The sequence below is a fragment of the Mycobacterium scrofulaceum genome (genome assembly GCF_002086735.1).
Lineage (GTDB): Bacteria > Actinomycetota > Actinomycetes > Mycobacteriales > Mycobacteriaceae > Mycobacterium > Mycobacterium scrofulaceum.
The window spans coordinates 95,074-120,586 of sequence record NZ_MVIJ01000001.1; the positions used below are offsets into that span (position 1 = coordinate 95,074).

The 25,513-nt window shown below is 70.3% G+C and carries 15 protein-coding genes; 6 read left to right on the forward strand and 9 right to left on the reverse strand.

Annotated elements, in window-relative coordinates; genetic code table 11:
* Positions 1-4 precede the first annotated feature (4 nt).
* Positions 5-1,891 (reverse strand): translation elongation factor 4, encoded by a 1,887-nt coding sequence (lepA, locus tag BST44_RS00380; RefSeq protein WP_083174281.1) that lies wholly within the window; start codon positions 1,889-1,891, stop codon positions 5-7.
* Between the two features lie 79 nt (positions 1,892-1,970).
* On the opposite strand from lepA, the gene BST44_RS00385 reads away from it, so the two are divergent.
* Complete coding sequence (locus tag BST44_RS00385; RefSeq protein ID WP_083174283.1) at positions 1,971-2,570, forward strand: type II toxin-antitoxin system PemK/MazF family toxin; 600 nt, start codon at positions 1,971-1,973, stop codon at positions 2,568-2,570.
* Positions 2,571-2,644: 74 nt separating this feature from the next.
* On the opposite strand, the gene BST44_RS00390 is transcribed toward BST44_RS00385, so the two are convergent.
* Entirely contained in the window at positions 2,645-3,073 is a 429-nt protein-coding gene (locus BST44_RS00390; protein WP_040622910.1) for a CBS domain-containing protein, read from the reverse strand.
* Positions 3,074-3,270: 197 nt separating this feature from the next.
* On the opposite strand from BST44_RS00390, the gene BST44_RS00395 reads away from it, so the two are divergent.
* Positions 3,271-4,110, forward strand: a complete 840-nt coding sequence (locus BST44_RS00395; protein WP_083174284.1) for a ribonuclease Z — start codon at positions 3,271-3,273, stop codon at positions 4,108-4,110.
* Between the two features lie 66 nt (positions 4,111-4,176).
* Here BST44_RS00395 and BST44_RS00400 read toward each other — a convergent pair whose 3' ends face one another.
* Genes BST44_RS00400 through BST44_RS00410 form a run of 3 tightly spaced genes read right to left on the reverse strand, consistent with a single transcriptional unit; the run spans position 4,177 to position 7,669 of the window.
* On the reverse strand, positions 4,177-5,016 hold the full coding sequence (locus BST44_RS00400; protein ID WP_083174286.1) for a transglutaminase family protein: 840 nt from the start codon (positions 5,014-5,016) through the stop codon (positions 4,177-4,179).
* On the reverse strand, positions 5,016-5,993 hold the full coding sequence (locus BST44_RS00405; RefSeq protein ID WP_083174287.1) for an alpha-E domain-containing protein: 978 nt from the start codon (positions 5,991-5,993) through the stop codon (positions 5,016-5,018). Before BST44_RS00405 ends, BST44_RS00400 begins: the two co-directional genes overlap by 1 nt.
* The gene (locus BST44_RS00410) at positions 5,993-7,669 is read right to left on the reverse strand and encodes a circularly permuted type 2 ATP-grasp protein (protein WP_083174288.1); all 1,677 of its coding nucleotides are present in this window, start codon (positions 7,667-7,669) and stop codon (positions 5,993-5,995) included. The genes BST44_RS00405 and BST44_RS00410 overlap by 1 nt, the downstream gene beginning before the upstream one ends.
* Before the next feature lie 146 nt (positions 7,670-7,815).
* Between BST44_RS00410 and rpsT the strand changes: the two genes are divergently transcribed.
* Positions 7,816-8,076: a 30S ribosomal protein S20 gene (gene rpsT, locus BST44_RS00415; RefSeq protein WP_083174290.1), complete on the forward strand. Its 261-nt coding sequence runs from the start codon at positions 7,816-7,818 to the stop codon at positions 8,074-8,076.
* A gap of 15 nt (positions 8,077-8,091) precedes the next feature.
* On the opposite strand, the gene holA is transcribed toward rpsT, so the two are convergent.
* The 3 genes from holA to BST44_RS00430 are packed head-to-tail and all read right to left on the reverse strand — an operon-like array spanning position 8,092 to position 11,539.
* Complete coding sequence (holA, locus tag BST44_RS00420) at positions 8,092-9,069, reverse strand: DNA polymerase III subunit delta (RefSeq protein WP_083174291.1); 978 nt, start codon at positions 9,067-9,069, stop codon at positions 8,092-8,094.
* Between the two features lie 26 nt (positions 9,070-9,095).
* Entirely contained in the window at positions 9,096-10,685 is a 1,590-nt protein-coding gene (locus BST44_RS00425) for a ComEC/Rec2 family competence protein (RefSeq protein WP_083174293.1), read from the reverse strand.
* A 5-nt stretch (positions 10,686-10,690) separates the two neighbouring features.
* Positions 10,691-11,539: a ComEA family DNA-binding protein gene (locus tag BST44_RS00430; protein WP_083174294.1), complete on the reverse strand. Its 849-nt coding sequence runs from the start codon at positions 11,537-11,539 to the stop codon at positions 10,691-10,693.
* A 195-nt stretch (positions 11,540-11,734) separates the two neighbouring features.
* Here BST44_RS00430 and BST44_RS00435 point away from each other — a divergent pair, with 195 nt between their 5' ends.
* The 3 genes from BST44_RS00435 to BST44_RS00445 are packed head-to-tail and all read left to right on the forward strand — an operon-like array spanning position 11,735 to position 14,444.
* Positions 11,735-12,895 (forward strand): acyl-CoA dehydrogenase family protein, encoded by a 1,161-nt coding sequence (locus BST44_RS00435; protein ID WP_083174296.1) that lies wholly within the window; start codon positions 11,735-11,737, stop codon positions 12,893-12,895.
* Positions 12,896-12,902: 7 nt separating this feature from the next.
* A complete protein-coding gene (locus BST44_RS00440) occupies positions 12,903-14,009 on the forward strand; it encodes an acyl-CoA dehydrogenase family protein (RefSeq protein ID WP_083174297.1) in 1,107 nt (368 codons plus the stop codon).
* 3 nt (positions 14,010-14,012) lie between these two features.
* Complete coding sequence (locus tag BST44_RS00445) at positions 14,013-14,444, forward strand: PPOX class F420-dependent oxidoreductase (RefSeq protein WP_083174299.1); 432 nt, start codon at positions 14,013-14,015, stop codon at positions 14,442-14,444.
* 17 nt (positions 14,445-14,461) lie between these two features.
* On the opposite strand, the gene BST44_RS00450 is transcribed toward BST44_RS00445, so the two are convergent.
* Entirely contained in the window at positions 14,462-25,456 is a 10,995-nt protein-coding gene (locus tag BST44_RS00450; protein ID WP_083174300.1) for a type I polyketide synthase, read from the reverse strand.
* Positions 25,457-25,513 lie beyond the last annotated feature (57 nt).

Genomic DNA, 25,513 nt, shown 5'->3' on the forward strand with positions numbered 1-25,513 from the left:
ACGGCTACTTCTTGCCTGACGAATTTGATTTGTCCCCGGCGGCGTCCGTGGACAGCGCCGCCACGAACGCCTCCTGCGGCACGTCCACCCGCCCGATTGTCTTCATCCGCTTCTTGCCTTCCTTCTGCTTTTCCAGCAGCTTGCGCTTGCGGGTGATGTCCCCGCCGTAGCACTTGGAGAGCACGTCCTTGCGGATCGCCCGGATGTTCTCGCGGGCGATGATTTTCGATCCGATGGCGGCCTGCACCGGCACCTCGAACTGCTGGCGCGGAATCAGCTCCTTGAGCTTGGTGGTCATCTTGTTGCCGTAGGCGAACGCCGAATCCTTGTGCACGATCGCGCTGAACGCGTCTACCGCCTCGCCCTGCAGCAGGATGTCGACCTTGACCAGCTGGGCCTCCTGCTCGCCCGCCTCCTCGTAGTCGAGGCTGGCGTAGCCGCGGGTGCGCGACTTCAGCGAGTCGAAGAAGTCGAAGATGATCTCACCGAGCGGCATCGTGTAGCGCAGTTCCACCCGTTCGGGTGACAGATAGTCCATGCCGCCCAGCTCGCCGCGGCGGGACTGGCACAGCTCCATGATGGTTCCGATGTATTCGCTGGGCGCGATGATGGTGGTCTTGACAACCGGCTCGTAGACGGTGCGCACCTTGCCCTCCGGCCAGTCGGACGGGTTGGTGACGACGATCTCGGTGTCGTCCTCCTTGATCACCCGGTAGACGACGTTGGGCGACGTCGAGATCAGGTCCAGGCCGAACTCGCGCTCCAGGCGTTCGCGGGTGATCTCCATGTGCAGCAGGCCCAGGAAACCGCACCGGAACCCGAAGCCCAGCGCCACCGACGTCTCCGGCTCGTAGGTCAGGGCCGCGTCGTTGAGCTGCAGCTTGTCCAGGGCGTCGCGCAAGTCCGGGTAGTCGGAGCCGTCCACCGGATACAGACCGGAGTAGACCATCGGCTTGGGCTCGCGGTAGCCCGTCAGCGCCTCGGTGGCACCGCGCCGGGCCGTCGTGACCGTGTCACCGACCTTGGACTGGCGGACGTCCTTCACCCCGGTGATCAGGTAGCCCACCTCGCCCACCCCCAGGCCGTCGCTGGCCTTGGGTTCCGGGGAGACGATGCCCACCTCGAGCAGCTCGTGGGTGGCGCCGGTGGACATCATCAGGATGCGTTCGCGCGGGACGATCTTGCCGTCCATCACCCGGACGTAGGTGACCACCCCGCGGTAGATGTCGTAGACGGAGTCGAAGATCATCGCGCGGGTGGGCGCGTCGGCGTCGCCCTGGGGATGCGGCACCAGCCGGACCACCTCGTCGAGCAGGTGGGCCACGCCCTCGCCGGTCTTGCCGGACACCCGCAGCACGTCGCCGGGCTCGCAGCCGATGATGTGCGCGAGCTCGCCCGCGTAGCGGTCCGGGTCGGCCGCGGGCAGGTCGATCTTGTTGAGCACCGGGATGATCGTCAGGTCGCGATCCAGGGCCAGGTACAGGTTGGCCAGGGTCTGCGCCTCGATGCCCTGCGCCGCGTCGACCAGCAGCACCGCACCCTCGCACGCCTCCAGCGCCCGCGACACCTCGTAGGTGAAGTCGACGTGGCCCGGGGTGTCGATCAGGTGCAGGACGAACTCCTCGTCGCCGACCTTCCAGGGCAGCCGGACGTTTTGCGCCTTGATGGTGATCCCGCGCTCGCGCTCGATGTCCATCCGATCGAGGTACTGGGCGCGCATCATCCGCTCATCGACGACGCCGGTGAGCTGAAGCATCCGGTCCGCCAGCGTGGACTTGCCGTGATCGATGTGGGCGATGATGCAGAAGTTCCTGATCTGCGCCGGCGCGGTGAAGGTCTTGTCGGCGAAACTGCTGATGGGAATCTCCTGGTCTGGCGGCACGTGCGGCATGTCCAGGGTATCCAGGCGGGGCGGTCAAGACCTACTTGGACACAATCGCACCCACGTGGGGCGCGTCTATGCTGCGAATATGGCGTCGGCCCGCAAATCCCAGTGGAAGACGTTCCAGCGGTTTGCCGAGAACCTGGTCTTCGACCGGGCCCCGCGGCTGGCCCGGCACGTGCAGAACTCGCAGACCGTGCTGCGGGAACTGCAGCAGGCGGTGAAGATCACCGCGAACGTGATCGCCGCGGCCGCGCCGCAACCGCCCGCGGTCGCCGCGGGCCGCCCGGTGACCAGCGCGAGCTTCCCCACCGCGCACCGGGCGCGCAAGCTGGTCTACGCCCCGGACCTCGACGGCCGGGCCGATCCGGGCGAGATCGTCTGGACCTGGGTGGTTTACGAGGACGACCCGACCCGCGGCAAGGACCGCCCCGTGCTGGTGGTCGGTCGCGACCGCCGGGTGCTGCTGGGGTTGATGGTGTCCAGCCAGGAGCGCCACGCCGAGGACCGCGACTGGATCGGGATCGGCTCCGGGGCTTGGGATTACGAGGGCAGGCCGAGCTGGGTGCGGCTGGACCGGGTCCTCGACGTGCCCGAAGAGAGCATTCGCCGCGAGGGCGCGATCCTGGACCGGGAGATCTTCGACCTGGTGGCCGAGCGGTTGCGCGCGGATTACTCCTGGAGCTGACCCGTCGAGCGTGTGAGCACGGCGAGACGGCGGCGAGATCTGCGCGCTGAATGCACGCTCGGCGAAGCGGCGGGTCAGCCCTGCGTGATGTAGGACTGCAGCTGTTGTTGCTCGGCCTCGAGCTCTTCCATGCGGGTCTTCACCACGTCGCCGATGCTGACGATGCCGATCAGCTTCTTGCCGTCGAGCACCGGGACGTGGCGCACCCGGTTCTTGGTCATCAGCACGCTCAGCGAATCGACCGTGTCGGCCTTGGTGCAGGTGGCGACGGTGGTGGTCATGATCTTGGAGATCGGACGAGACAGCACGCTGGCGCCATGCGTGTGCAGTTGGCGCACCACGTCGCGTTCGGAGACGATGCCGACGACGCCCTCGTCGCCGACCACCACCATGGCCCCGATGTTCTGTTCGGCGAGGCCGGCGAGCAGCTCTTTGACCGTCGCCTCGGGATTGATGGTCACCACCGCCGCGCCCTTGTTCCGCAAGACGTCCGCAATCCGCATCAAGGCCTCCAGCCGGTTGTGATCCGCTTCACACCAGGCTACGGCTAACTCGCGCGGCGCAAAAGCCGCGACGAGAACCGGTAGCCGATCCGTGTCCATACCCTGACGTCACCGTTCGAAACCGGCGCGTGGCGCCCGGCGCGCCGGATCGGCCGATTGGGCCACCGGGGAGGGCGGCGGCTTGCAAGATAGGGGCCATGATCGAGATCACGCTGCTCGGGACCGGGAGCCCGATCCCCGACCCCAACCGCGCCGGGCCGTCGACTCTGGTGCGCGCCGGCGGGCAGGTGTTCCTGGTGGACTGCGGCCGGGGCGTGCTGCAGCGCGCGGCGGCCGTGGGCGTGGGCGCCGCCGGATTGACGGCGCTGCTGATCACGCACCTGCACAGCGACCACATCGGAGACCTGGGCGACCTCCTCATCACGCGCTGGATCAGCACCTTCGCCCCGGACCCCGCGCCGCTGCCCATCATCGGACCGCCCGGGATCGCCGAGACGGTCGAGGCGACGCTGAAGGCGTTCCGCCACGACATCGAGTACCGGATCGCCCATCATGCCGACCTGAACGCCCCACCGGCGGTCGAGGTCCACGAGTGCACCGAGGGGGCGGTGTGGGACCGCGACGGCGTGTCGATCCGGGTGGCGCCGACGGATCACCGGCCGGTGGCGCCGACCGTCGGGTTCCGTATCGACTACGGGACGGCGTCGGTCGTGCTCGCCGGCGACACGGTGCCCTGCCCCGGCCTCGACCGGTTGGCCGCCGGCGCCGGCGCGTTGGTGCACACCGTGATCCGCAAGGACATCGTCGGCAACATCCCGCAACAACGGCTCCAAGACATCTGCGACTACCACTCGTCGGTCGAAGAGGCGGCCGCGACCGCCGCCCGCGCCGGGGTCGGCACCCTCGTCATGACGCACTACGTGCCGGCGCTGGTGGCCGGCCAGGAAGAACAGTGGCGGGCCCTGGCGGCATCGCAGTTCGGCGGGCGGATCGAACTGGGCGACGACCTGCATCGCGTCGAGATCGACGCGCCGTAGGGGTCATTCCAGCGCCCGGGCCACGGGGCCCGCGCAGCGGCGGCTGACCGTCGCCGGGCCAGGCGGCTACGCCAGCCGGGTGACCTCCACCACGACGTCGAGGTCGGTCGCCCCCTGACCGGAGTAGATGCCCTTCAGGGGAGGCACGTCGGTGTAGTCGCGGCCGGCGCCGACGCTGACGTACTGCTCGGAGATCTCGGTTTCGTTGGTGGGGTCATAGCTCCACCAGCCGCCCGTCCATGCCTGAATCCAGGCGTGGCTGCGCCCGTCCACGGTGTCCCCGACGACGGCGTTGTGCTTGGGGTGCAGGTAACCCGACACGTAGTGCGCCGGAATTCCCATGGCCCGCAACAACATCAGGGACAGGTGCACGAAGTCCTGGCAGACACCCTTGCCCGCGTTCAGCGCGTCCAGCCCCGACGAGTGCACGCTGGTGGTTCCCGGGAGATAGTCCAGCTCCTCGCGCACCCAGCGGGCCGCGGCGGCGACGGCCTCGGCCGGCCGATGCGCCTTGGCGATCTTCTTCGCCACGGAGGCAATCTTTTTGCTCGCCGGGGTGTGCCGGGTGGGGCGAAGCAATTCGTCGAATCGATCGATCACCACCTCCGACCGCAGGTCGCCCCAGCCGACGTCGGTCACCGGCGGTTCCGGCCGCTCGGTTTCGACCACCGAGGACGACGTCACCGTGAGGTCGGTGTGCGGCGCGTGCAGGTCGAACGCCGTGACCGCGGTGCCCCAGTAGTCGACGTAGCGATAGGACCGGGTCGCCGGAATCGTCTCGACCCGGTTGAGGATGACGTTCTGCCTGCTGTTGGACCGGGGGGTCAGCCGCGCCTCGTTGTAGGAGGCGGTCACCGCCGACTGGTAGGCGTACCCGGTGGTGTGCACCACCCGCAGCCGCCACATCAGTTCTCCCCTTGCCTGGCGACCAACCGGGCGATATCACCGGCGTCCGACCACGCCACCCATGGCGTGACGTGAAAGTACTGCACCGACAACGCTTCTCCGACTTCGCGGCAGGTGCGCTGCAAGCCCGCCAGCCGGATCTCCAAGGACTCCAGCAGGACGCCGGGTTGCACGAATTCCAGTTCGCTGCGGGCCTGCCCCAGCAACCGCTGCGCCTCGCCGGTGGCACCGATCCGGCTCTGCCGACTGTGCAGCAGTTCGTCGAGGTTGTGCTCGGCCAGCCGCAGCGAATAGAACACCGAGCGGGGGAACAGCCGGTCGAGCAGCATGAACTCGACCACCCGGCCGGCGTCGAGCACGCCGCGATAGGTGCGCAGATAGGTGTCGTGCGCGCCCGCCGAGCGCAGCAGCGTCACCCACGCCGGCGACGACGCGCTGTCTCCCACCCGCGAGAGCAACAGCCGCACCGTCATGTCGACCCGCTCGATAGCCCGGCCCAGCACCATGAAGCGGTACCCGTCGTCGCGGGACAGCGTCGAGTCGGCCAACCCCGCGAACATCGCCGCCCGGCCCTCGATGTAGGACAGGAACTCATGCGGCCCGAGGCGTTTGGCGGCGCGCTCGCGTTCACCCAGCGCGTGGTAGGTGGTGTTGAGGCACTCCCAGATCTCGCTCGACGTCACCTCCCGCGCCGACTTGGCGTTCTCCCGCGCCGCCGTGACGGCGTCGACGATCGACGAGCCGCCCGAGGCGTTGGTGCTGAAGGCCACCAGATCGGTCAACGACCACACGTCCAGGTCGTGCGTCGGGGGGTCGATCCCCAGCACCCGCAGCAGCAGCCGGGACGCCTGGTCCGGGTCGACACTGGAATCCTCGAGCAGCTGGTGCAGGACCACATCGAGGATGCGCGCGGTGTCGTCGGCGCGCTCGACATAGCGACCGATCCAGAACAGCGCCTCGGCGTTGCGGGCCAGCATCAGCGCTTCCCCCGCCGCTGTTGTTGCAGGAGCTGCTGTTCCTGCGGTGATTCGCGGGTCTGGGACTGCGTTTGCGTCCGCCGCGGCGCGCCGTCCGACGCCGGGTCGGGCATGGACTCCGGCAGCGAGCGCACGACTTCGGCGGCGCCCAGCTCGTGCTCGCCGGCCGAGGTTCGCGACGACGCCAGCACCCAGGTGTCCTTGGAGCCACCGCCCTGGCTCGAGTTGACCACCCGAGAACCTTCGACCAGGGCCACCCGGGTGAGCCCGCCGGGCAGCACCCACACGTCGTCGCCGTCGTTGACCGCGAAGGGCCGCAGGTCGACGTACCGGGGCGCCAGCGTGTTCCCGATCTGCGTGGGCACGGTGGACAGTTCCATCATCGGCTGGGCGATCCAGCTGCGCGGATCGTCGCGAACCTTCTTGGCGACGGTGGCCAACTCTTTGTCGGACGCCTCCGGCCCGAACACGATGCCGTACCCGCCCGAGCCCTCGACCGGCTTGAGGACCAACTCGTCGATGCGGTCGAGCACCTCTTCGCGTTCGTCGTCCAGCCAGCACCGGTAGGTCTCGACGTTGGCCAGCAGCGGCTTCTCGCCCAGGTAGTACTCGATCATGGTCGGCACGTAGGTGTAGACCAACTTGTCGTCGCCCACACCGTTGCCGATGGCGCTGGAGATGACGACGTTCCCGGCGCGCGCGGCGTTGACCAGGCCGGCCACGCCCAGCACCGAGTCCGCGCGGAACTGCAGCGGGTCCAGGAAGGCGTCGTCGATCCGCCGGTAGATGACGTCGACCTGCACCTCCCCTTCGGTGGTGCGCATGTACACCTGGTTGTCCCGGCAGAACAGGTCGCGCCCCTCGACCAGCTCGACGCCCATCTGGCGGGCCAGCAGCGAGTGCTCGAAGTACGCCGAGTTGTACACCCCCGGGGTCAGCACCACCACCGTCGGATCGGCCTCGTTGGTGGCCGCCGAGTTGCGCAGGGCGCGCAGCAGGTGCGACGCGTAGGCGTCGACCGCGCGCACCCGGTGGGTGGCGAACAGGTTGGGGAAGACCCGTGCCATGGTCCGCCGGTTCTCCATGACATAGGAGACGCCCGACGGCGAACGCAGATTGTCCTCGAGGACCCGGAAGTTGCCCTTCTCGTCGCGGATCAGGTCGATACCCGCCACGTGGATGCGGACGCCGTTGGGCGGGACGATGCCCATCGCCTGCCGGTGGAAATGCTCGCAGGAGGTGACCAGGCGGCGCGGGATGATGTCGTCGTTCAGGATCTCCTGGTCGCCGTAGATGTCGTCGAGATACATCTCCAGGGCCTTGACGCGTTGGACGATGCCGCGCTCCAGCCGGCTCCACTCGGCGGCCGAGATCACCCGGGGAACCAGGTCCAGCGGGAACGGCCGCTCCTGCCCCGACAGCGAGAAGGTGATGCCCTGGTCGATGAACGCGCGGCCCAGCGCCTCGGCGCGGGCCCGGAGATCGGAGGCGTCCGACGGCGCGAGCTCGGCGTAGATGCCCTTGTAGGGTCCCCGAACGGCGCCCTGGGCGTCGAACATCTCGTCAAAGGCCGCCGAGTAAAGATCCGTCGAGGTGTTGTACCCGCCGAAGATGCGCTCGGCGCGCGCGGCGCGTAACGCTCGTCCCGTGTCCTCGAGCTGGCTGGGAAGACTCACTTTTCAGATGCTGCCTCACATTGGCGTTATGGCAGGCCACGGGTTCCCGTTTTGGGAGAAAACGTAACCGACTGATAACCTGGGCAGTCGCTGTGGTGATATCCGGCGCCGGAAAACCAACGTCGAAGCGGAGAAGGAAACTAAGCGTGGCCAACATCAAGTCGCAGCAGAAGCGCAATCGCACCAACGAGCGCGCCCGCCTGCGCAACAAGTCGGTGAAGTCTTCGCTGCGCACCGCCGTCCGCGCGTTCCGCGAGGCGACCCACGCCGGCGACAAAGAGAAGGCCACGGAGCTGCTCGCGTCGACCACCCGCAAGCTGGACAAGGCGGCCAGCAAGGGCGTGATCCACAAGAACCAGGCGGCCAACAAGAAGTCGGCCCTGGCCCGCGCGCTCAACAAGCTCTGAGGCCCGCCCGCCCGCTCATCGGTTCCGGTGGGCGGCCAGCTCGGCCACCTGCCTGACCGCCGATTCCAGTGCGTAGTCGGCATCCGCGACCGCGCCCTTGACGTTGGCGTTGAGCGCGGCCACCACCTTCATCGCGGCCGCCACACTGTCGCGCGACCAGTAGCGCGCCTGCTTCTGCGCCTTCTGCACCCGCCAGGGCGGCATCCCCAACTGCGACGCCAACCGATAGGGATCGCCTGAGAGCGGGCCGACCCGGCCGATCGTGTGCACCGCCTCGGCAAGCGCGTCGGCCAACACCACCAGCGGCTCGCCACGCATCATCGCCCACCGCAGCGCCTCCGCCGCTCCCGCGACGTCGCCGGCCACCGCCTTGTCCGCGATGTCGAACCCCTTCACCTCGGCTTTGCCGCTGTGGTAGCGCCGGACCGCGGCGGCATCCACCACCCCGCCGGTGTCGGCCACCAGCTGCGAACACGCGGCCGCCAGCTCCCGCACGTCGGAGCCGACCGCGTCCAGCATGGCCGTCACGGTGTCCTCGTCGACCTTGACCCGCAGCGCCCGGAACTCCTTGCGGACGAAGTCGACCCGCTCGCCGGCCTTGGTGATCCGCGCGCACGGATGCACGACGGCGCCCAGTGACTGCAGCTCGGTCGCCAGGGCCTTGGCCCGACCGCCGCCCGAATGCACCACCACTAGCATCGTGCCCAGCGGCAGGTCGGCCGCGGCCGACGCGATGACCGCGGCGGCCTCCTTGCCGGCTTCGCCGGCGGCCTCCAGCACGACGATGCGCTCGTCGCCGAACAGCGACGGGCTCAGCAGCTCGGCGAGCTCGTAGGTACTGACGTCACCGGCCCGCATCCGGCTGACCGGGACGTCGGCCTCGTTGTGGGCGCCGGCCCGCTGGCGCGCCGACCGCAACACGTCGGCCACCGCCCGCTCGACCAGCAGCTCCTCGTCTCCCAGGACCAGGTGCAACGGCGAAACCTCGCTCACCCCACGATGGTGTCACGACGCACCGACTACGCCGCCGCGGGATCCAGCAGCGTCGACAGCCACCACGCCAGCGCGCACAGGACCGCCGTCAGCGCGCCCAGGCCGGCCGCGGCGCCGAACCAGCGCCGGCCGCGCAGGCGCTCGACCGTCACGACGATCAGCGCTGTCAGCCCGGCGACCAGCAGCACCCCGGGCGCCCCGGAGGGGACGGGCACCGTCGCGGCGGGCACCCCCGCCGACCATCGCGCCACCCGCAAGACCCACCACACCTCCGGGCCGGTGAAGCGGATCAACAGCTGCGCGCCGGACGGCCATGCCAGGCTCGACACGGCCGCCGCGCTCCCCAGCACGGTGATCGGCGCGATCACCGGTGCCGCGGCGAGGTTGGCGGCCACCGCCACCAGGCTGACGCGCCCCGAGATGCCGGCCACCAGCGGGGCGGTCACCGCGTGCGCCGCTGCGGCGATCGCCAGCGCGTCGGCCAGCGGCTTGGGGCAGCCCCGCCCCACCAGGCGGCGCGACCAGGCCGGCGCGACGAGGACCAACGCGGCCGTCGCGACCGCCGACAACGCGAAGCCCACGTCGACGGCCAGCTGCGGGGCGACCGCGAGCAGGACCAGCACGGTGCCGCAGAGCGCCGGGATCGCCTGCCGCCGCCGCGACGAGAGCATCCCCGCCAGCCCGATGGCGCCCATGACGGCCGCACGCAACACGCTCGCCGTCGGTTGCACGACGACGACGAAGGCGACCAGCGTCAGCCCGGCGAGGGCGACGGCCGCCCGCGGGCCGATCCACCGCGCCGAGAACAGCACGGCGGCACAGACGATGGTCACGTTGGCACCCGACACCGCCATCAGGTGGGTCATGCCCGCCGCGCGAAAGTCGCGGTCCGTCTCGACCGTGACCGCCGAGGTGTCGCCCAGTACCAGGGCGCGCAGCATCGCCGCCTGCTCGGCGGGCAGCGCACCGCGCACCGCGGCGGCGAACCGGCCGCGCACCGCGTGGGCCGCCCGCTGCACGGCGCCGGCGGTGCCGACGTCCGGGCGGCCCGACGCGTTGAGCACCGCGATGGTGAGGTCGCGGTGGGTCGGCCGCCCGATCCGCGCGGTGAAGCGCACCGGCCGGCCCACCATCAGCCCGTCCGGCTCCGACTCGAAATCCGACGCGCGCGCGAAAACGACCACGCGGCCCGACATTTCGGCGTCGTGCAGGCGTTGCAGCGTGGCGCGGAACATGAGGCGGCCGCGCCCCAACGACACCGGGCTCTCGGTCGGGGTGACGGTCACCGGTGTGGCCGTTCCGAACGCCGCGGTGACCGGGTGGCGGTCCACCGCTTCGGCGCGCAGCGCGACCGCGAACCCGAACCCCGCTCCGGTGACGCCGACCGCGACCAGGCCGGCGCCGAGGCCCCGCAGCCGTGCTGGCTCGCCGCGCCGCCACGCGCGCCACGCCAGCACGCCCGAGGCCGCCGTCAGCGCGGCACAGCCCAACGCCACGTCTCGGCCGATCGGCCACCAGATCCCGGCGGCGGTCACCACCCAGCAGGTGAACGCGGCCGGCACCAGGCGCGCGTCGACCCGCTCCGCGCCCGGGTCGACGACGCCGGAACCGTGCATCCGCTTCAGACACGGACCAGGGCGCGCAACTTCTCCAGCCGCGCCGGACCGATGCCGTCGACCTCGGCGAGCTGGTCGACGCTGGTGAACTTGCCGTTGGCCTGCCGCCAGGCGACGATCGCCGCCGCCGTGACCGGCCCGACGCCGGGCAGCGCGTCCAAATCCTCGGCGGTCGCGGTGTTGAGGTCCAGCGCCTCACCCGCCTTCGGCTTGCCCGGCCCCCCGCCGGGCCGCGGGGGTGCCGGCTTCGGGGTCGAACCGGTAGCCACCGAGCTGCCCAACGCCGTCGGCTGCCCGGGGGCGGGGGCCAGCCCGACCACGATCTGCTCGCCGTCACCCAGCGGGCGCGCCATGTTCAGCCCGATGGTGTCGGCCCCGTTCACCGCGCCGCCCGCGGCCTGCAGCGCGTCGGCGACCCGCGCGCCGGCCGCGAGGGTGACCAGCCCGGGGCTGCGCACCAGGCCGACCACGCTGACCACCACGGGCCGGTCCGGTCCGGCGGCCGGGCTCGCCGAGGGCGGCTTGGGGCCCGCCGTCGACGCCCTCTCCACGGGCGGCAGCTTGGCCGACATCACCGGCGCCGGGCGGTCGCGCAGCACGGTGAACACCGTGACCAGCACCGCCAGCGCGGCCACGATCGCCAGCCCGATGGCGCCGGCCCGCCCAGGGTCGGCGCGCAGCCTGGCCGCCCAGCCGCGATCCGCGGACCCGTCGGGCAGCCACCGCGGCAGCAGCGAATTCTGGTCCCCGTCTGCCGCCTCCGCCGTCGACGCTTGCCCCGCGCCGTCGGGGTCGGCGTCCGGGTCGGCGCCGAGTCGCCTCTGCAGGCGCGCCACGGGCAGTTCTGATCGCATGCACCGACCGTAGGTGCGGCGACCGCCCGATCGGCCCCGCGCGCCGCCATCGCGACCGGAGGCTGTGGACTAAACCGAGGCTGTGCACAACCGCCGGGTGGGATGGGTCACTATGGAGGCAAGAACGCACCGCCAGGACCGGGCATCCATCCGACGCTGGTAACCACGTTCAGCCCCAGACGACAGGAGGTCGCCGTGCAACTGGCGCTCACACCGGAGGAAGCCGCTTTCCGCGACGAACTCCGCACCATCTACACCACCAAGATTCCGGAGGAGCTACGCGAGCGGGTGCGCCGAGGCGCGGCGGAGGTGAACCGCGACGACATCGTCACCAGCCACAAGATCCTGCACGAGCAGGGTCTGGCGGTGCCGAACTGGCCGGTCGAGTGGGGGGGCAAGGACTGGACGCCGACCCAGCACCAGATCTGGGCCGACGAGATGCAGCTGGCCTGCGTCCCCGAACCGCTGAACTTCAACACCAAGATGGTGGGCCCGGTGATCGCCGAATTCGGTTCCGAGGAGGTCAAAAAACGCTTCCTACCGCCGACGGCCAGCCTCGACATCTGGTGGTGTCAGGGATTCTCCGAGCCCGAGGCGGGTTCGGACCTGGCGTCGCTGCGCACCACCGCCGTGCGCGACGGCGACAGCTACGTCGTCAACGGCCAGAAGACCTGGACCACGCTCGGCCAGTACGCGGACTGGATCTTCTGCCTGGTCCGCACCGACCCGCAGGCGCCCAAGCGGCAGGCAGGCATTTCGTTCCTGCTGTTCGACATGAAGACGCCGGGTGTCACGCTTCGGCCCATCAAGACGATCGACGGCGGTCACGAGGTCAACGAGATCTTCTTCGAAGACGTCCGCGTGCCCGCCAATCAGCTTGTCGGAGAAGAGAACAAGGGCTGGACGTACGCGAAGTTCCTGCTCGGCAATGAGCGCACCGGCATCGCCGGCGTCGGGCGGACCAAGGTGCGCCTGGCCGAGGTGAAGAAGCACGCCGCGGCGACCGGGGTGCTGGCGGATCCGCTGTTCGCGGCCCGGCTGGCCGAGGCCGAAAACGAGCTGCTGGCACTGGAACTCACGCAGTCGCGGGTGGTCACGGACTCCGCGAACGGACAACCCAATCCGGCGTCGTCGGTGCTGAAACTGCGCGGCAGCCAGCTGCAGCAGGTGGCCACCGAACTGCTCGTCGAGGTGGCCGGTCCCGACTCGCTGCCCACCGACGGCGAAGGCATTGCGTCTCCGGACTGGGCGCAACACAGTGCGCCGCATTACCTCAACTACCGCAAGACGTCCATCTATGGCGGCAGCAACGAGGTGCAGCGCAACATCATCGCGTCCACCATCCTGGGATTGTGAGGCAGACATGGACTTTCAGTTGACCGACGAGCAGACCCTGCTGCGCGACACCACCCGCGAGCTGTTGTCCCGCAGCTACGACCCGGAGAGCCGCAACAAGGTCATCGGCACCGACCTGGGCTGGAGCCGCGAGGTGTGGAGCCAGCTCGCCGACACCGGGATCCTCGGCCTCGGCTTCGACCCGGATGAGGCGGGCCAGCTCGAGATCATGGTCGTGCTCGCCGAGGCGGGGCGCCGGCTGGCACCCGAACCGATCTTGCACGCCGCGCTCGCGCCGGGTGCGCTGATCGCCGAGCTGGGCACCGACGCCCAAAAAGAACAGCTCGACGACGTCGCCGCCGGCCAACGCCTGCTGGCCTTCGCCCATCTGGAACCGGGCCGCCGCGCGCCCGCCGCGGATTTGGACACCAAGGCTGTGCCGCAAGGCGATTCATGGACGGTGAGCGGACGCAAGAACCCGGTGCTGGCCGGTGACTGCGCCGACGCTCTGGTGGTCAGCGCGGCCCTGCCGGACGGCGGCACCGGCCTGTTCCTGGTGGACGCCGCCTCCGTCACGCGTCATCCGTACCGGACATTCGACGGGCAACGCGGCGCGCAGATCGACCTGGACGCCGCACCCGCCGAGCCCTTGGGCGAGGCGGTTGACGCATCGCAGACCGTCCGCGACGCCATCATCCGCATCCAGGCGTCGTTGTGCGCCGAGGCGGTCGGGGCGATGGAGGAAGCGCTGCGGCTGACCACCGACTATCTCAAGACCCGCAAGCAGTTCGGGGTCACGCTCAACAAATTCCAGGCACTCACCCAGCGGGCGGCCGACATGTACGTGTCCCTCGAACTGGCGCGCAGCATGAGCCTGTACGCGTCGATGTCGATCGCGGACGGCAACCTCGACCCGGTGATCGCCTCGCGGGCCAAGCTGCAGATCGGCCGGTCGGGCCGGCACATCGCCCAGGAGTCGATCCAGCTGCACGGCGGCATCGGGGTGACCGCGGAATACCCGGTGGCCCACTATGCGGCCCGGCTCACCGCGATCGAGCACACATTGGGCACCTCCGGCGACCACCTGCACAATCTGATCGACCACATCGGCGACTACGACCTCGCCCGGCTCTAGCGGATGTCCGAACCCGCCACGCTGTCGGACAGGGTCGTCGAGTTCCTCTCCGCCGGCACCCGTACCGGCATGCTCGGTTACGTCGCCGCCGACGGCCGCCCGCTGGTCGCACCGGTGTGGTTCGTCGTCGACGATGGCCAATTGGCGTTCAACACCGGCCGGGACACGCCGAAAGACCGTGCGCTGCACCGGGACCCGCGGGTGGTGATCTGCGTCGACGATCCTCATCCGCCGTATTCGTTCGTCCAGGTGCAGGGTGTCGCCACGGTGAGCGAGGACCCCGCGGAGGTGCTGGACGTCGCCACCCGGGCCGGGGCCCGCTACATGGGCCCCGAGCGCGCCGAGGAGTTCGGCCGACGCAACTCCGCCCCGGGCGAGCTGGTGGTGCGCGTGCGCCCCACCAAGGTCATCGCCGGCTTCGACATCAGCGACTGACGCCGCACCGCCCGGCGCTATCCCGACTGCGGGATCACGTCCGGGACCTGAGCGGCCAGGTACTCGGCGAGCGCGCTGATCGTCGGGTAGTCGAAAACCGCTGTGGCGCTGATCGTGAACGCGCCACCGAACTGGCCGTACAACCGGTTACGGAGTTCGACCGCCATCAGTGAGTCGGTGCCCAGGTCCAAGAAGCGACTGCTGGCGGCGGGCGGTTGCGCGAGACGCAGGAATTGCTGCACCTCCTGCTGCAGGAATTCCGCCAGGAAGCTGGCCCGCTGCGACTCCGGCACCTCGTGCAGCTTCTTGAGAAGCTCGCTGTCGCCGGGGGCCGGCGCGCCGGCGCTCGGTAACAGGTGATCCAGAATCGGTGGGCGAGAACCGCCGAGCATCTTCGCGGCGCGTTGCCAATTGGCCTTGATCACGGTCGCCTGCCCGGTTCCCTGCGCGACGATCTCACCGAGCGCGTTGAGGGCCGCCGTCGGCTCCATCGAAACCAGGCCTTGCGCACCGAGATTGGCGCGCGCCGCCTCCGACGCGGCCATGCCGCCGTGGGCCCAGGGGCCGAAGTTGACACTGGTGGCGGGCAGGCCTTGCGCTCGGCGTTCGGCGACGAGGCCGTCGAGCAGCGCGTTGGCGGTCGCGTAGTTGCCCTGGCCCGGGGAACCGAGCACGCTCGAGATCGACGAGTAGACGATGAAGAAGTCCAGATCGTCCTTTCTGGTCAGCCGGTCGAGATGCCAGGCGCCCAACGCTTTCGGCAGCAGGGCCGTCCGGAAGCGTTTGACGTTCTGCTGCGGCAGCAGGGCGTCGTCGAGGACGCCCGCGAGGTGCGCGACGCCGCCGAGCGGCGGCAGCTCCGCCCGGATCCGCTCCAGCAGTTCCTCGACCTGCGACTCGTCGCCGACGTCGGCCGCCAAGGTGTGAATCCGGCAGCGGTAGCGCTCGGTGATATCGGAGATCGCCTGCTGCGCGGCCGCGTCGGGTTCGCGTCGGCCGGTCAACACGATCTCCCCGGCACCGAGCTGGGCCAGGTATGAGGCCGTGCGCAGGCCGAGGGCGCCGAGGCCTCCGGTGATCAGGTAGGTCCGATCGGCTTGCGGCTGAAGCGGATTGGGCATCTGCAGGACGATTTTCCCAATGTGGCGCGCTTGCTGCATCCGGCGGAACGCGGTCTTGGCCTCGGTCAGCGGGTAGATCTCGGCGGGCAGCGGCGCCCATTCGCCACTCCCCAACCCGTCCGACACCTCGGCGAGCAGCCCTCGGATGCGCTCCGGGTCCTGCAGGATGGTCCCGTCCAGTGCCACCACTTCGTAGGCGATGTCGGGGCGCGCCGCCGCCATCCGCTCGGGGGTCCAGATGTCCCGCTTGGCGATCTCGGCGAACCGGCCGTTCCGGGCGGTGGCCCGCACGGTCGCCTCGACGAAGCCCTCGTTGGTCAGGCTGTTGAGCACCACGTCGACGCCGGCGCCGTCGGTGTCGGCCAGGATCTGGTCGGCGAAGTCCGTCGTGCGCGAGTCGTAGACATACTCCACACCCAATTTGCGCAGGGTCGCACGTTTGTAGGTGCTGGCGGTGGCGAAGACGATCGCGCCGTGCTGCTGCGCCATCTGGATGGCGGCCAGGCCGACGCCGCCGCTGGCGGCGTGGATGAGCACGCGGTCACCGGGCTTGAGCTGCGCCCAGTCGAACGCCAGCCGGGCCGTGAGTGCGGCGGCGGGAATGCTGGCCGCCGCCACCGCGCTCAGTTCGTGCGGCACCGGCGCCAGCAACTGAGCGGGCACATTGATCCGGCTGGCGAACGCGCCCTGCATGAAGCCGAAGACGCGTTGACCGACCTCGAATCCGGTGACGCCGGCACCCACCTCGGTGACGATGCCGGAGAAGTCGCCGCCGATCAGCCCCGGGTCGCCCGGATAGAGGCCGAGCACGTTGAGCACATCCCGGAAGTTCAGACCGGCCGCTTCCACCCGAATTTGCACCTGGCCGGCGACCGGCGGCGGCACGTCGGTCTCGGTGAGACGCAGATTGTCGATCGCGCCGCGCTCGGTGGGTGCCAGGACGTAGTCGCCCGCGCGCGGCACCGCCAGATGGCCGCTGCGCGCCCAGGGCAGCAGCCTGGACGCCAGGAACTTCCCTTGTCGCAGTGCAAGTTCCGGTTCCTGAAGGGCCGTGTCGGGTGCGGCGAGCAGGCTCGCCAGCGAGCGCACGGCTTCGCCGGATCCGTCGTGGTCGGTCAACCTGCACCGCAGCGTCGGCTGCTCGGCGATGATGGTGCGGCCCAGCCCCCACAGCGCCGACTGCACCGGGTCGACCCGCTCACCCGGTTCGGTCGCCACACCGCGTTCGGTGATGATCCGCAGTCCCCCAGGCAAATTCACTTGCTGTTCGGCCAGCAGGGCGTGCACGGCGCTGAGCAGGTTGCCGATGCCGGTCTCCAGGCGGGTGCGGAATTCCTCGTTCGACTCCTCCGCGCCCGGTCGACCGGCGCCGCGCCAGACGATGCCGGTGATCGGCGCACCGCTCTGCTCCGCCTGGGCGAACAGCCGCCGCCACTCGCCGGTATCCATCGCGCCATTCGTCTGGACGCAACCCGGCAGCTCGGCCGCCAGCTCGTCGAAACCGGCGACCAACCAAGGGCCGCTGGCCTTTTCGCCCGCGCCGGCATCGCTGCTCGGTGCCGGCACCTCGTGCCAGCCGAGGGTGTAGAGCAGCCGGGCGACGTCGCCGCCGAGCCCGCGCAGCAACGCCTCCCGGGGCGCGCGTTTGACGGTGAACTCGTGTATCCCACCCAGGTGGCGGCCCGCCCGGTCCACGAAATCCAGGTCGAAGACCTGGGTCTCGCTGTCGACCCCACCGGTATGCCACCTCGCGCGGCAGTAGAACCGGCGTGGCATCCGCTCGGCCAGCACCACCCGCCCGTACCGCAGCGGGAGGAACAGGTCGGGAACCGCGCCTTGTTCGGTCGCCGCGAGAAGCGCAGGAAACGCGGGGAAGGCGACGCCGGTGCACAGGTCCAGCAGCACCGGGTGGACCGGCTCACTCCCGAGGTGTTCGGCGAGTTCGTCGCCGACGACGACATCGCCGACCGCCTCACCCTCACCCACCCACAGTGATTTCAGGGACGTTGACCAGGTGGGCCCCCAGGCCAGCTCCATGTCGGCGAAGGTGTCGAACAGCTGTTGCGGCCGGGTGCGGTTCAACCGCTCGATCGCGGCGTCGACGGCATCCGCCCGACCCGGCTCGTCGGCGCCGCCGGTGACGATGGCGCCGTCGGCGTTCAGCGACCACTCGGCATCGCGGACACCGTAGGGCCGGCTGTGCACCTGGAAGGTCCAGCCACCGCGGCCCTCCGACGGGTGCAGGGTCAGCTGCACCTCGCGAGAACTCTTGTCGGCCAGGATGATTGGCTCGTAGAAGAAGACGTCTCGCACCTGGGCGGGGGTCCCGACCGCGGCCAGGGCCATCGCCGCGTACGTCGCTCCCGGCACGACGACGGTGCCGTAAATGACGTGATGGGACAGCCACGGTTGCGTCTTGACGGACAGCCGGCTGGTGTAGACGACATCTCCGGAGGCGAGATCCTTTGCGCTGCCCAGGATCCCGGGCACGGCGGCGCCCTGACCGTCGACGCCGACGGTCCCCGACGCCTTGGGCCAGAAGTGGCGGCGCTGGAACGGATAGGTGGGCAGGTCGAGTCTGCGGCGCGGCGCCCGATGCAGCGCGGCGAACTCCGGCCGATGCCCGGCGACGTAGGCCGCGCCGAGCGCTTCGGCGATCTGACGCCGCCCGCCGGCACCCTTGCGCAGGGAGACGATCGCACGCGGCGCGGCGGAGTGTTCGGGCCAGGCCTGCACCGCGGCAGCGGTCAGAATCGGCTGGGGGCCGATCTCCATCAACACCGAGCAGCCCAGCGCCGCCACCGTGCGCACGCTTTCGGTGAACTGCACCGGCTGGCGGGAATGCCGCCGCCAATACTGCGCGTCCAGCGGGGTTTCCGCCGTGAGGACCGCGCCGGTGCGATTGCAGACCAGGGGCCGGGTGGGGGTGGCGAACTGCAGCCGCGCCGCATACGCCTCGAATTCGTCGAGCACCGGTTCGAGCAGTTCCGAGTGGAACGCGTGGCTGGTGTCCAACCACGTGCAGCGGATCCCGTCGTCGCTGAAGGTCGCGACGACCTGTTCCAGATCGGCGGCCGGACCCGACAACACCGTGTTGCGGCCGTTGTAGGCGGCGACCGAGACCGCGGGGAAGCGGTTGGCCGCGTCCTCCACCTGCTCGGCTTCGGCGAACACCGCCACCATGCGGCCGCCTTCGGGCAGGCTGCCGAACAGCCGGCCGCGTTCGGCCATCAGCCGGGCCCCGTCTTCGAGGCTGAACACGCCGGCCACGCACGCCGCCGCGTACTGGCCGACGCTGTGGCCGAGCACCACGTCGGGTTCGATGCCCCACGACTGCCACAACCGGGCCAGGCCCATCTCGACGGCGAAGAGCGCCGGCTGCGCAAAGGAGGTGTGCCGCAGCGTTTCTGCGGCGCCGCCCCCGGCGCCCCGGTCGGCGTCGAACAGCACCTCCAACAACGGACGGGGCAGCACGCCGTCGATCGCTTCCGCGCACCGCGTCACCGTCTGGGCGAATACCGGCTCGGTGTCGAACAGCTCGCGGGCCATCCCCGGGTACTGGCTGCCCTGCCCGGTGAACAGCCACGCCGTCTTCGGCGGGTCGGCGCACTCGCCGCGCAGCACGCCGGGCCGGAGCCGGTTCTCGGCCAATTCGGCCAGCACCTCGCGCGCGCCCTGCACCGAATCCGCGACCAGCGCGGCCCGATGCTCGAAATGCGAACGGCCGACCCCGGCCGTGAAGCAGACGTCGGCGATGTCGGCCTCGGGATGCGCGCCCAGCCAGTCCTTATACCGCTGCGCCAGCGCCACCAACGCCTGCGGTGAGCGCGCCGACAACGGGAACAGCTCGACCCGAGCTTCGGCGGCGGCCGACTCCGGCACCGCCGCAACGACTTCCGGCGGCTCGCCGGTGACCGGCTGGGGCGGCGCCTCCTCGATCAGCACATGTGCGTTCGTGCCGGTGAACCCGAACGAACTGACCCCGGCGCGGCGCGGCCTGCCGTTGGCCTGCCAGGGCATCGCCGTAGCGACGACCCGCACCGGCAGGGAGTCCCAGGGGATGTGCGGCGACGGATTCTGGAAGTGCAGGTTCCGGGGCAGCAGTTCGTGCTGCAGAGACAACACCACCTTGATCAGACCCGCGACCCCGGCGGCGGACTCGAGGTGGCCGAGGTTGGTCTTCGCCGATCCGATCAGCAGGGGCCGGTGGGGGTCACGGTCGGCGCCGTAGACGGCGGCGGCGGCCTGCACCTCGATCGGGTCCCCCAGGGAGGTGCCCGTCCCGTGCGCCTCGAGGTAATCGACGTCTCCGCCACGGACCCCGGCCCGGGCCAGCGCCGCAGCAATAAGCCGTTGCTGCGCACCGCCGTTCGGCACCGTCAAACCGCTGGAGGCGCCGTCCTGATTGACCGCGCTGCCGCGGATGACCGCGCAAATGCGGTCGCCGCTGCGCTGCGCGTCGCTGAGCCTCTTGAGCACCAGGATTCCGCATCCCTCGCTGCGGACGTAGCCGTCGGCGGCGGCGTCGAAGGTCTTGCACCGGCCGTCGGGCGACAGCATCCTGGCGCGTGAGGCGGCAACGATCGATGCCGGGCTCAGCAGGACGTTCACCCCGCCGGCCAGGGCCAGATCGCAGTCGCCGGAGTGCAATGCCTGGCAGGCCTGGTGGACGGCCACCAGCGACGAGCTGCACGCGGTATCCACCGCCACCGCCGGGCCTTCCAGCCCGAGCGCGAAGGCGACCCGGCCCGCGATCGCGTTGAGCGCGTTGCCGGTGATGAAGTGGGCCTCGATGCTTTCGACCGAGTCCCGCGACAGCAGGTGGGAATACTCGTTGGCGGCGACGCCCACGAAGATGCCGCTGCGGCTGCCGCGCAACGCCGCGGGCGAATACCCGGCGCGCTCCAGCCCCTCCCAGGCGATCTCCAGCATCAACCGCTGCTGCGGGTCCATCCATACGGCCTCACGCGGGGAGATGCCGAAGAACTCGGGGTCGAATCCGGCGATGCCGTCGAGGAATCCGCCACTGCGGCTATAGATCTTGCCCGGTGTCTCCGGATCCGGGTCGTAGTATTCGTCGATCTCGAAGCGGTCGTCCGGGATCTCCCGGATCGCGTCGACACCACCGGACAACACCTCCCAATACCCCTCGGGGTCGGGCGAGGCGGGGAACCGGCACGCCACCGCGACGATCGCGATCGGCTCGTCCGCGGGACCGGAGGACGCCGCCGGGGGCCGGGCACTCGCCTTGGCGGTCGTCGCCGCGCCCAGGCCGAGGACGTCGGCGAGCAGAAACTCGGCGACGTCGGCGACGCGCGGATAGTCCATCGCCAGCGTTGCCGGCAGTCCCCTGCCCACCGTGTGCTCCACGCGGCGCCGCAATTCGACGGCCATCAGCGAATCCATGCCGAGGTCGAAGAATCCGGCCTCCTCGCGAATCTCCGCCGGGTCGATCCGCGTCACCTCGGCGACGACGTCGCGCAGGTAGTCGACCAGGAGCTTTTTCCTCTGCTGCGCCGGTGCGAGGGTGAGCCTTTCGACGAATTCGGTGTGCCCGGAGGGTGCGGGGAGCGGCAGTGACTCGGGCACCTCGCGCCCCAGTTCCTCGAGGAATGACCGCTTGCCCGCCTGCTGATAGAGCGGCAGGAAACGGCCCCAGTCGATCCGGGCCACCACGCCCTGCGGGGCGGAAGCCACCGCGAACTCGGCCATGCCCGCCAACGCATCCGCGGGCGGCAGCGTGCGGACCCCGCGCTGTTCCAGCCGCGCACGGGCGTCCGCGTCGGCCATTCCCGCCGCCCACGGACCAAAGTTGACGCTGATCCCCGTGATGCCCTGTTCCCTCAGCCGCCAAGACAATCCGTCGAGGAACGCGTTGGCGGCGCCGTAGGCCGTCTGGCCGAAGCTGCCCCACACCGAGGCGATCGACGACGTGCTGAGGAAGAAGTCCAGCGGCAGGTCCGCGACGGCCTCACTCAAATGCCAGGCGCCCCATACCTTTCCGGCGAACACGCGGTCGACTTCGGCGTCGTCCAGATTGCGCAGCGGCGTGGTACCGATCTCGCCCGCCGCGTGGACGATGCCGGCGAGCGGCGGGAGTTCGGCCTGCACGGTCCCCAGCAGCCGGGCGACATCGTGCGGATTGGCGACATCGGCGGACACGACCCGGATTTCGCAGCCCGACTTCTCTCGTGCGGCATCGATGCGCTGTTGGACCGCATCGTCGGGTGAGCGCCGGCTCGTCAGCACGAGATGCCGGGCACCGTGCGCGGCCAGGTATCCGGCGATCTCCAAGCCGACCGCACCCAGGCCGCCGGTCACCAAGTACGTTGCGTCCGCCCGCAATGTGAGCGGCGTTCCGATCGGCTGCCCTTCCCTTCGCGTCAGCCGGGGAACGAAGACACCCTCAGCGCGCAGCGCGACTTGGTCTTCGCCACGCGGCGCCGCCACCACCTGGCTGATCAGCCGGGTCCATTCGTCGGCGCTGCCTTCGGACAGGTCCGCCAGCCCGCCCCACAACTGGGGGTGCTCCAGGGAAGCGGCACGCCCGAAACCCCACAGGCAGGTCTGCGCCGGCCGTACGCTGTCGGCGCCGGTGACACGTTGCGCGCCACGGGTTATCAGCCAGATCGGTGCGCGCAGTTCGGCGGCCGCCGCGGCGCAAAAGAGCCGGCGTGTTCCGCTCAGCACGTGGTGTTGCATCCGCAACAGCGAGCGCATCGAAGGCGCGTTGTCCCGATCGATCCCCGCGCAGTGCAGGATGCGTAGCGTCGGTTGGTCCGCCGCCGCGCCGCGCAGCTCCGCTTCGAGCCGCTCCTCGTCCGCATCGGACACCGGCAGACCGACGACGCGAAACGCCTGCCCCCGTGCCGTCAGCGCGTCGGTCAGCGGACCGACCGCCCGGGCGTCGTCGCTGATCACCAGCCAGTCAGAGCCCGCGCCGCTGCCCGCAGGCGCGGCCGGAGCCACGGCTTTCTCCCAGCGGATCTCGTAACGGACATCCGCGATGGACTGGGTGTCGCGCTGCCGGTTGTGTTGGGCGGCAAGCCTGCTCAGCACCTCTGCGGTGTGCCCGTCGTCGTCGCCGCCGTCGAGCAGCGCGGCCAGCTCCTCGATCCGGCCCTCCTCGAGGAGCCGGACGGCTCCCGTGCGCGCGGCGTCGGTTTTCGCCGCGGTCGGACCGGGCGCGGCGTCCTTGTCGCGGAACCAGTACTGGCGATGCTGGAACGGATAGGTGGGCAAGTCGAGCTTGCGCGTCGGGTCGTGCTGCAGGGCGCCGAAATCGGGCAGGTGGCCACCGACGTAGGCGCTCGCCAGCGCTTCGGCGATCTGGCGGTGGTCGCCGCCGGTCCGACGCAACGACGCGATCGCGCGCGGCGCGGCGGCCGGGTCGGGCCACGCCCGCACCGCCGCAGCGGTGAGCACCGGCTGCGGGCCCACCTCGAGCAGCACCGCGCAGCCGAGTTCGGCCAAAGTGGCCACGCTCTTGGCGAATTCGACCGGCTGGCGCGCGTGGCGGCGCCAGTACGGGCCATCGAGTTGCGCATTCCTGCCGAGGGCGGCGCCGGTGCGGTTGCACACCAAAGTCCGTTGCGGCGAGCCGAAGTCGAACCGGGCCGCATACGCCTCGAACTCATCGAGGATCGGATCCAGCAGCGCCGAATGGAACGCGTGGCTGGTCTCCAGCCAGTCGCACCGGACCCCGTCGGCGGCCAGCGCTGCCACCGCCCTCTCCAGGTCGTCCGCCGGCCCCGACAGCACGGTGTTGGCACCGTTGTAGGCGGCCACCGACAGCCGGGGGAACTCGTCGGTGCAACCCTCCACCCGTTCCGCCGCGGCGAAGACCGCGACCATCCGACCGCCCGCCGGCAAACTGCCGAAAAGACGGCCGCGTTCGGCCATCAGCCGCGCGCCGTCCTCGAGGCTGAACACGCCCGCGACGCAGGCGGCGGCGTACTGGCCGACGCTGTGACCCAGCACCACGTCGGGTTCCAGACCCCACGACTGCCAGAGCCGGGCCAAACCCATCTCCACGGCGAACAACGCCGGCTGCGCATAGCTGGTCTGCCGGAGGTTGTCGTCGCTCCCGGGGCCGCCGGATTCGAAAATCACGTCCAGCAGCGGCTTTTCGAGCAGGCCGTCGACCACCGCGGCGCACCGGGCCATGGTCTCGGCGAACACCGGCTCGGTTTCGAACAACTCCCGGGCCATGCCGGCGAACTGGCTGCCCTGCCCCGGGAACAACCACGCCGTCTTCGGCCTGTCGTCACACGTTCCGCGGATGAGGCCGGGCGCGGGACGGTCGTCGGCGAGCGCGCCGAGCAATTCGGTGGCGGATTCCGTCGAATTGACCACCAGCGCGGCCCGGTGCTCGAAATGGGCGCGGCCCGCGCCGGCGGTGAAGCACACCTCCGACAACGTGGCCTCCGGGTGCGCGGTCAACCAGCCGCGGTATCGGTCGGCGAGCTGGGCCAGGGCCGCCGGGGTGCGCGCCGACAGCGGCAGCACGCCGAACCGCCGGGCCTCGGGCTCCACGACGGGACGCGCGGCCGCGGCAGGCACGCCTGCCTCCTGGGGCGCTTCCTCCAGGATGACGTGCGCGTTGGTGCCGGAGAACCCGAACGAACTGACGCCGGCGACGCGGGGGCGCCCGTTGCGTTGCCAGCCGGTGGCCTCGTCCAGGACCCGCACCGCCAGCCGGTCCCAGGGAATGTAGGGGGAGGGATTACGGAAGTTCAGGTGCTTGGGCAATTGCTCGTGCTCGAGCGACAGGACGACCTTGATGATCCCGGCGATCCCCGCGGCCGCCTCCAGATGCCCGATGTTCGTCTTCACCGATCCGATCAGCAGCGGCCGGTCCGGGTCGCGACCCTCGCCGAATACCGCAGCCGCGGCCTGGACTTCGATCGGGTCGCCCAACGACGTCCCGGTCCCGTGCGCCTCCAGATATCCGACGTCCTGCGCGGCGACGCCGGCGCGCTCGAGCGCCTCGGCGATCACGCGCTGCTGGGCGACGCCGTTCGGCACGGTCAAGCCACCCGATGCCCCGTCCTGATTCACCGCACTGCCCCGGACCACGGCCCGGATCCGGTCACCGTCGCGAATCGCGTCGTCGAGCCGCTTCAGGACGATGACGCCGCAGCCCTCGCCCCGCACGTAGCCGTCCGCGGCGGCGTCGAACGTCTTGCAGCGGCCATCGGGCGCGAGCATGTGCGCCCGCGAAAAGGTGATCATGGTCGCGGGGCTGAGCAGGACGTTTGCCCCGCCGGCCAGCGCGACGTCGCACTCCCCCAACCGCAGCGCTTGGCAGGCCTGGTGGACGGCCACCAACGACGAGCTGCACGCCGTGTCGACCGTGACCGCGGGGCCTTGCAACCCCAGCCGGTAACTGATCCGGCCCGCCGCCGCGGCGGCCGCCGTGCCGATCGCCATGTAGGCGTCGATCTCGTCGTAGCTCAGCTCATCCGACACCATGCTGAGGTAGTCGTGGGTGGACAGGCCGATGAAGACACCGGTGTTCGTGTTCGCCAAAGCCGTTGGGGCCGTGCCCCAATGCTCCACCGCCTGCCATGCCGTCTCCAGCAACAGCCGATGCTGCGGGTCCATCAACATGACCTCGCGCGCCGAGACCCCGAAGAACGGCGCGTCGAAGCCCGCGACATCGTCCACGAAGCCCGCCCGGCGGCTCACGATCTTGCCGGCCGCGTCGGCGTCGGCGCCGAAGAAGTCCTCGACGTTCCACCGCTCGCCGGGCACCTCCGACACCGCATCTCGCCCGTGGCGCAACACGTCCCAGAATTCGGCCGCGTCGGCGGCTCCCGGAACACGTGCCGCGTAGCCGACTATCGCAAAGCGCGTCGCCCGCTCCGGTCGATCCCCGACGGTTGCCATGCATCTGTCCTCTCGCCTCGGCCGGCGAAGGTCGATCCCCAGCCTCCTGCGACGGGT